This window comes from Rhodoferax ferrireducens, assembly GCF_031458075.1.
Lineage (GTDB): Bacteria > Pseudomonadota > Gammaproteobacteria > Burkholderiales > Burkholderiaceae_C > Rhodoferax_B > Rhodoferax_B ferrireducens_A.
Genome location: NZ_JAVDXT010000008.1, coordinates 60,662 through 67,540, shown reverse-complemented (window position 1 = coordinate 67,540; position 6,879 = coordinate 60,662). Strand labels below are relative to the sequence as shown.

At 63.3% G+C, this 6,879-nt stretch carries 7 protein-coding genes and 3 tRNA genes; all 10 read right to left on the bottom strand.

The genetic code is table 11. The features are described from left to right. Positions 1-116 (bottom strand): GTP-binding protein (locus J2X19_RS25455; RefSeq protein ID WP_207776369.1); only part of this gene is annotated, 116 nt, incomplete at its 3' end. Between the two features lie 77 nt (positions 117-193). Next, positions 194-268, bottom strand: a tRNA-Thr gene (locus tag J2X19_RS25450). 66 nt (positions 269-334) lie between these two features. Then, positions 335-408 (bottom strand) — tRNA-Gly (locus tag J2X19_RS25445). 87 nt (positions 409-495) lie between these two features. Then, positions 496-581, bottom strand: a tRNA-Tyr gene (locus J2X19_RS25440). Positions 582-741: 160 nt separating this feature from the next. Beyond that, positions 742-1,482, bottom strand: coding sequence for a uracil-DNA glycosylase (locus tag J2X19_RS25435; protein WP_310377209.1), 741 nt, complete (start codon positions 1,480-1,482; stop codon positions 742-744). A gap of 26 nt (positions 1,483-1,508) precedes the next feature. Then, complete coding sequence (gene trpC, locus J2X19_RS25430; protein WP_116608940.1) at positions 1,509-2,303, bottom strand: indole-3-glycerol phosphate synthase TrpC; 795 nt, start codon at positions 2,301-2,303, stop codon at positions 1,509-1,511. Between the two features lie 57 nt (positions 2,304-2,360). Next, entirely contained in the window at positions 2,361-3,107 is a 747-nt protein-coding gene (locus J2X19_RS25425; protein WP_310377208.1) for a transglycosylase domain-containing protein, read from the bottom strand. Between the two features lie 4 nt (positions 3,108-3,111). Next, a complete protein-coding gene (gene aroE, locus J2X19_RS25420) occupies positions 3,112-3,939 on the bottom strand; it encodes a shikimate dehydrogenase (RefSeq protein ID WP_310377207.1) in 828 nt (275 codons plus the stop codon). 26 nt (positions 3,940-3,965) lie between these two features. Beyond that, positions 3,966-4,832, bottom strand: coding sequence for an energy transducer TonB (locus J2X19_RS25415; RefSeq protein WP_116608943.1), 867 nt, complete (start codon positions 4,830-4,832; stop codon positions 3,966-3,968). Beyond that, entirely contained in the window at positions 4,829-6,877 is a 2,049-nt protein-coding gene (locus tag J2X19_RS25410; RefSeq protein ID WP_310377206.1) for a ribonuclease catalytic domain-containing protein, read from the bottom strand. Before J2X19_RS25410 ends, J2X19_RS25415 begins: the two co-directional genes overlap by 4 nt. Positions 6,878-6,879 lie beyond the last annotated feature (2 nt).

The following is a 6,879-nucleotide window of genomic DNA, read 5'->3' as shown; positions in this document are numbered from 1 at the left end:
TTGGCTGCCAGCACGGTGGTGATGGCGGCGGTCAGCGTGGTCTTGCCATGGTCAACGTGGCCGATCGTGCCCACATTGACGTGGGGCTTGGTACGCGTGAACTTTTCTTTTCCCATTTTTTCGGCTCCGAAAAAAATAAACCAAATTTACCCAAACATCGGCACCTACTGGATTCGGCGCGCCTTCAAAATACTGGTGCCCATTCCGGGAATCGGACCCGGGACCTCTCCCTTACCAAGGGAGTGCTCTGCCACTGAGCCAAATGGGCACTTGTTGCCTTGCTCCGAAAGGCTCGAAGCAACACAACCCAAACTTACCTACTGACAAGCGCCTTTGGAGCGGGAGACGGGAATCGAACCCGCGTCATTAGCTTGGAAGGCTAGGGTTCTACCATTGAACTACTCCCGCACTTGCTTGCTTTGATGCACTCAAGGCGAAACATTCACGCCAAACCCAAAACCCGCTTGTCAATACTTTCAAAAATCAGCACATCGCTGGTGGAGAGGGCTGGATTCGAACCAGCGTACTCGTAAGAGGGCAGATTTACAGTCTGCTGCCATTAACCACTCGGCCACCTCTCCGGCGAAGCCTCAAATTATAGCATAGAACTATAGTTTGAAACTAATGTCTTCATTTGCGACAGCCTTCAATCATAGCCTGATTGCGGGCAATGTTCGATCGGCCTGTGTAAAAAGGCGTGAATTTATCTTTGCGGATGCCGGTTTGGGTAACACCGGACCGCTATAAGAGGCGAGCCCAGTCGATTGGGGCGAGACCGGCTTGGGCCAGAAAATCGTTGGCTTTTTGAAAGTGGCCGCAGCCGATGAATGGCGCGGGCGGGCGCAAGGCGGACAAGGGCGAAGGGTGGTTGGCTTGCAGTACCAGGGCCTGGTGCCGGTGGGCTTGTGCGGTTTGCTGGATCAGAGGTGCCTTGCTTTGCGCATGGGCGCCCCACAGCAGGTACACGCAGGCAGGTGCAGTTTGGGTCACCCGCATGACGACGGCATCGGTCAGCGCTTCCCATCCTTGCTTGGCGTGGCTTGCGGGGCTGCCATCTTCGACGGTCAGGCTGGTGTTGAGCAGCAAAACCCCCTGGCGCGCCCAGGCCACCAGGGAGCCGCCGGGACTGGTGGGGGCCATGTTTTCGCACTGCAATTCTTTGAAAATATTGCGCAAAGACGGCGGTGGCTGGATGCCGGGAGCGACCGAGAAGGCCAGCCCTTCGGCTTGTCCGGGGCCGTGGTAGGGGTCTTGCCCCAGGATCACCACCTTGACCGCATGCAGCGGTGTCAGTTCCAGTGCCCGCAAGGGCTGGGGTGGATAAATGGTGGCGTTCGCTGCCAGACGCTGATGCAGCAGCCGGTTGATGCGTTGGCCTGGTGGGCTGGCAAGGAACTCGGCGACGGTGGGCTGCCAGTCGGGCGCAACCGTCGCAATCGCCGGTGGCCAACTCTCCAGCCGATCATGGGGCCATAGTGACACGACCTTGCACCCGCGTCAGCTAAGCGTCACGCTGCATCGAACAGGCTGGCCAGCGCTTCGCCGGGGTCGGCTGCGCGCATGAAGGCTTCGCCGACCAGGAATGCATTCACCTTGGCATCCCGCATGCGCTGCACATCGGCCTGGCTCAGAATGCCGCTCTCTGTCACCAACAGGCGGTCGGCTGGAACGTCTTTTTGCAAGGCCAGGGTGGTATCCAGGCTGACCTCGAAACTGCGCAGATTGCGGTTGTTGATGCCGATCAGCGGGGTTTTGAGTTTCAAGGCGCGTTGCAGCTCTGCTGCATCGTGCACCTCCACCAATACAGCCATATCGAGTGAACGGGCGATGGCTTCCAGCTCGGCCATATGGCCATCTTCCAACACAGCGGCAATCAGCAAAATGCAATCGGCGCCCATGGCGCGGGATTCATACACTTGGTAGGCATCGACCATGAAGTCTTTGCGTAGCACCGGCAGCTGGCAGGACGCACGCGCCTGCTTCAAATAATCCACCTGGCCCTGGAAGAACTGGCGGTCTGTCAGTACCGATAGACAGGCGGCGCCATGTTCGGCGTAGCTCTGGGCGATGTCGGCGGGAATGAAATCCTCGCGTAGCACGCCTTTGGACGGGCTGGCTTTTTTGATTTCCGCAATCACCGCGGCCTGGCCGGCGGCGATTTTGCTGCGCATCGCGCCCACAAAATCGCGTGTCAGTACCCGCGATTCGGCGTCAGCGCGCACTTCCGCCAAAGGTTTGCGCTTCAGCGCGGTGGCGATTTCTTCGCGTTTGACGGCGATGATTTTTTCTAGGATGTCAGACATGGGGTGGCTCGGGCGGGTTCAGCGGGAATGCGGCCCACATTATCCACCGCCCCCCGCTTAGGGCAGTTCTGCGCTACCCATGCGGGCCACGATGGTCGAGGCCCGACTCGAAAGGTAGCCCGAATTGGGCAGTTTCTCGAAATACTTGGGCCGGGGCAGCATCACCGCCAGCCGGGCTGCCTCAAAGGCCGAGAGGCGGGCGGCGGGCTTGCGGAAATAGTGCTGGGCGGCGGCCTCGGCGCCAAACACACCTTCTCCCCATTCCACGTTGTTGAGGTAGATCTCCAGGATGCGCTGCTTGTCCAGCAGCAATTCCAGCAGCATGGTCAGCACGAATTCCTGGCCCTTGCGCAGCAGCGTGCGTTCGCCCGACAAAAGCAGGTTTTTCGCCAATTGCTGGGTGATAGTGGAGCCGCCAATGACCTTGGGTGGACGTGGCGTGGCCGGCGTCTTGGCCTTGGTCGGAGCGGCCAGCTTGGCGGCGCGTTCCTGGGCTTTTTCGTTCTTTTGCCAGGCTTTCTCCAGGGCTTCCCAATCCACGCCTTCGTGGTTGGTAAAGCTGCCGTCTTCGGAGGCAATCACTGCCCGCTTCAGGTTGTCCGAAATCTGGCTGTAGGGCAGCCATTGCTGGCGCCAGCGCATGCGGGTGTCGGCGCCGGTCAGCAGCCGCCAGGCCTCCGAGCGCTCAAATGCAGTGGATTGCGGGTCAACAGCCGCCATCATGGCGATACGGCCGACAAAAAACAGTTGCAGTGCCAGTGCGGCAACAGCCACCAGCACCAGCCAGCGCAAGACGGAGCGCATGGCGTCAGGCCAGCGTGGCGCGCAGTTCGGCCAGTACCTGGGCCGATGGCGGGCGCACACCGCGCCACAGCAAGAAGGCCTCGGCCGCTTGCTCGACCAGCATGCCCAGGCCATCGCGCGGCACTGCCTGGTGCGCGCGGGCCCAGTCCATAAAGCCGGCGGCGGCCGGGCCATACATCATGTCCAGCGCCAGGGCGCCGGGTTTCAGCACTAGGGGGGACACCGGCACGCCCGCGCCACTCAGGCTGCTGGCGGTGGCGTTAACCACCACGTCATACGGGCTCTGCACCGCGGCCAGCTCGGAACTGTCGACCTGCACGCCGTGTTGCCGGGCCAGCGCAGCGTGGCGCTCGACCAGCGCCCGGGCCTTGTCCGGCGTGCGGTTGGCGACGGTGATGCGGCCCACCTTGGCTTCGATCAGCGGCCCCAGCACCCCGGCCGAGGCGCCGCCGGCACCGATTAGCAGCACATCGCGCCCCGCCAGGGCGACGCCGGCATTGGCCTGGATGTCGTTGACCAAGCCTGCACCATCGGTGTTGTCGGCAAAGATGCCGTCGCTGCGGAAGAGCAGAAAATTGCTGGCCCCGGCCAGGCGGGCGCGCGCAGATTCGTGCTGGGCCAGCCGGGCGGCTTCAAACTTGAAGGGCACGGTGATATTGCAGCCCAGGCCGCCTTCGGCGCGCAGGTCGGTCACGGCCTGGGCGAAGCCATCCAGCGGGACCAGGCGCTTGCCGTACTGCAGACTGTGGCCGGTCAGCTCGGCAAAGCGGGCGTGGATCCACGGCGATTTGCTGTGCTCTACCGGGTTGCCCATCACGCAATAGCGGTCCATAAAAACTTTTTTCGAAAATGAGAGGGTCAGGGCGTGGCGCCGACTTTGGTTTCCAGCGTCTGGTCGCGGGTGAAGCGGAAGCGCGATACCACCACCAGCTGGTCCACCTTGGCCCGCATGGCGTCGCTGAACTGGCCAAACGGCCCGGCGCTGCGAACGATGGCCTCGGCGCGCCGGTCCAGCGTGCGGTTGCCCGAGCTTTCGGCGATCTGGGTGGCTAGCACCTGGCCGTCAAAATTGACCGTGACGATCATGGTCAGGGCGCCGTAGAGCTTCTTGCCCGCGTATTCGGGGAAGTTCTCGGTGCCCCGGTCTTCGACCCGGCGGCGCAGGCCGTCGTAGTACACCGCGTACACCTCTTCGCGGGTGGCGGGGCTGACGTAGCGGCGCTTGGGGCGGGAGTTTTCCTGGTTGATGCGCCGCTCGATCTCGGCCAGCAGGTTCAGCAGCTGGCGGCGCTTTTCTTCCTGGGCCGCGGCTTCGGGGGAATTGCTGGCCTGCTTTGGGTCGGGCAGGGGCATGCTGGCCAGCTGCTGGCTGACCTGCGCCAGCAGCATGGTTTGCTGCTGCTGCATTGCGTCCATCTTGCGCTGGGTTTCTTCCATGGTCTCGCCCAGGTCGGTCAGCGCCGAGGGCGGCAGCGGCGAGGTGGAGCGGCCCTTCTCGGCTTCGCCGCCGCCGGCCAGCGAGGCCTGGGCGATGGCGGTTGCGCGCTCGGGCGGGGTGGTGGACTTAGCGTTCACCAGAATCACCTCCAGCGGCGTGTCCTGGAACACCCGGTTGAAGCTTTCCGGGTCTACGAAGCGCAGCGTCAGCAGCACCGCGTGCAGGCCGATGGAGAACCCCAGCGCAAGCTGCAGGGGGCTGAAGCTGGGGAGAAAACGCAGGTTCACGGTGCTATATCAGTGGCCGGGGCCGCTTCGGCTTCGTTCATGTCGACGGCAATGGCAATCGGCCCGGCCGCGGTGTCGTCTTCTTCGTCTTCGGCCGGTGCGTCGTCCACGGTTTCGACCGGGGTGTCGAGCCGCTCGACCACGGTGCCGCTGATGTCCAGCGTGATTTCGTCGATGTCGCCCAGCTTGACCCGCACCTTGGCGCCGCGCGGCGCGTCGCCCAGCACCGGCAACACCAGCGGCAGGCTGTCGGCCCGCACCATGCCGTCCTTGAAGACGCTGCCAATGATTTCGGTAATGCCGTTCTGCTGCAGGTACTTCAGCGTCCAGAAGCGTTCCATCGCACCCTGGTAGCCGTTGTAGGTGGCGTAGGCTGCGTCAAACATCGAGATGATGGAGAACAGGTCAGCGTCCTTGGGCTTGAATGGCGCGGCCAGCGCGGCGGTCTTGCCGTGGCGGGCGCAGGCGATGATCTGCCACTGGTTCACCAGGTCGGTATAGCGGCGTAAGGGCGAGGTGCTCCAGGCATAGCTTTTGACGCCGATGCCGGCGTGCGGCAGCGCCTTGGTGCCCATGCGCACTTTCACCCCGGGCAGCAGGCTGGCCTGGCTGCGGTAGATGCCGGGCACGCCGTTCTCGGCCATCCACTGGCCCCAGGTGCTGTTGGCCAGGATCATGGCCTCGGCCACCATCAGGTCCAGGGGGGCACCGCGCTGGCGGGTGGTGATTTGCACCTGCTCGGTACCCGCGGGTTCGTCGCCGTCCTTGCCAACCAGCTTGAAGTTGTAGTCCGGCCGGTTGAAGTTCTCCGGCTTGCCGCGCACCACTTCGCGCTGGGCTTTCAGATGTTTTGCGAGGCGGTATAAAAATGATAGCTGCTCGCGCTGCATCGGTATGCTTGCACTGCCATTTTCATGCTCAAACGCAGGGTTCTCCAGCCATTCGGCCGTCACCAAGGTGTCGAGCTGGTCGTGGCGCAGGTTGGCGGCGATGCGGACCCGTTCCAGCCGGGTTTCGGTGGCGCTGATTTCCAGCGTCGCCTCGTCCAGCGTGACGTACAGCGACACGGCCGGGCAGTCGCGGCCCTCCTGCAGCGTGTAGTGCTGCACCACGGCATCGGGCAGCATGGTCAGCTTGTAGCCCGGCATGTAGACGGTGGACAGGCGGGCGCGGCCCAATTGGTCGATGGCGCTGCCGGGGCTGACGGCCAGGCCGGGCGCGGCGATGTGGATGCCCAGGGTGACCGTGCCGCTGCCCAGGCCCTGCACCGACAGCGCGTCGTCGATCTCGGTGGTTTGCGAATCGTCGATGGAGAAGGCCTGCGCCGTGGACAGCGGCAAATCGTCGAGGATTTGCGGCGCTTCCAGCGCGGGGAAGCCCGTGCCCTTGGGGAAGTTCTCCAGCAGAAAGCGCCGCCAGTGGAACTGGTAGGGCGAGTCGATGGCGCCGGCATGCTGCAGCAGCACCAATGGCGCCTTGTGGGTGGCGCGGGAGGCTTCGACCACGGCCTTGTACTCAGGGCCGTTTTTATCGGGTTTAAAGAGTATTTTGTATAGCTGCTCACGCACAGCGGGCGGGCACTGGCCCTGGCTGAGCTCCTCCGCCCAGGCCGCAATTTGGATAGCAATCTGCTGCTTCTTTTCGATCGCGGCCAGCGCCAGTTGCAGGATTTCGGCCGGAGCCTTGCGGAAGCGCCCCTTGCCGGCGCGGCGGAAGTAGTGCGGCGCCTCGAACAGGCGCAGCAGCATGGCGGTTTGCTGCTCCAGCGTGGCTTTGTCGCTGAAATAGTCACGCGCCAGGTCGGCAAAGCCGAAATCGTCCTCGGGCGCGAATTCCCAGGCCATTTCCAGCTCGATATCGGCGGCCACCAGCTGGGCGTCGCGCAGCAGGACCGCAGGCGTCGGCTTGTCGAACTTCAGCAGCAGGTTGGCGGCCTTGACCTTGACCCGCTTGCCGCTGTCGAGCTCGACCTGGGCGGAGGACTCCGCTTCGGACAGGATGCGCCCGGCCATGAATTTTCCGGCTTCTTCAAATAATGCAAACATAT

Coding starts and splice junctions, on each gene's coding strand:
- trpC (WP_116608940.1), bottom strand. CDS start 2,303: ATGTCTGACATCCTAGAAAAAATCATCGCCGTCAAACGCGAAGAAATC.
- J2X19_RS25425 (WP_310377208.1), bottom strand. CDS start 3,107: ATGCGCTCCGTCTTGCGCTGGCTGGTGCTGGTGGCTGTTGCCGCACTG.
- aroE (WP_310377207.1), bottom strand. CDS start 3,939: ATGGACCGCTATTGCGTGATGGGCAACCCGGTAGAGCACAGCAAATCG.
- J2X19_RS25410 (WP_310377206.1), bottom strand. CDS start 6,877: ATGTTTGCATTATTTGAAGAAGCCGGAAAATTCATGGCCGGGCGCATC.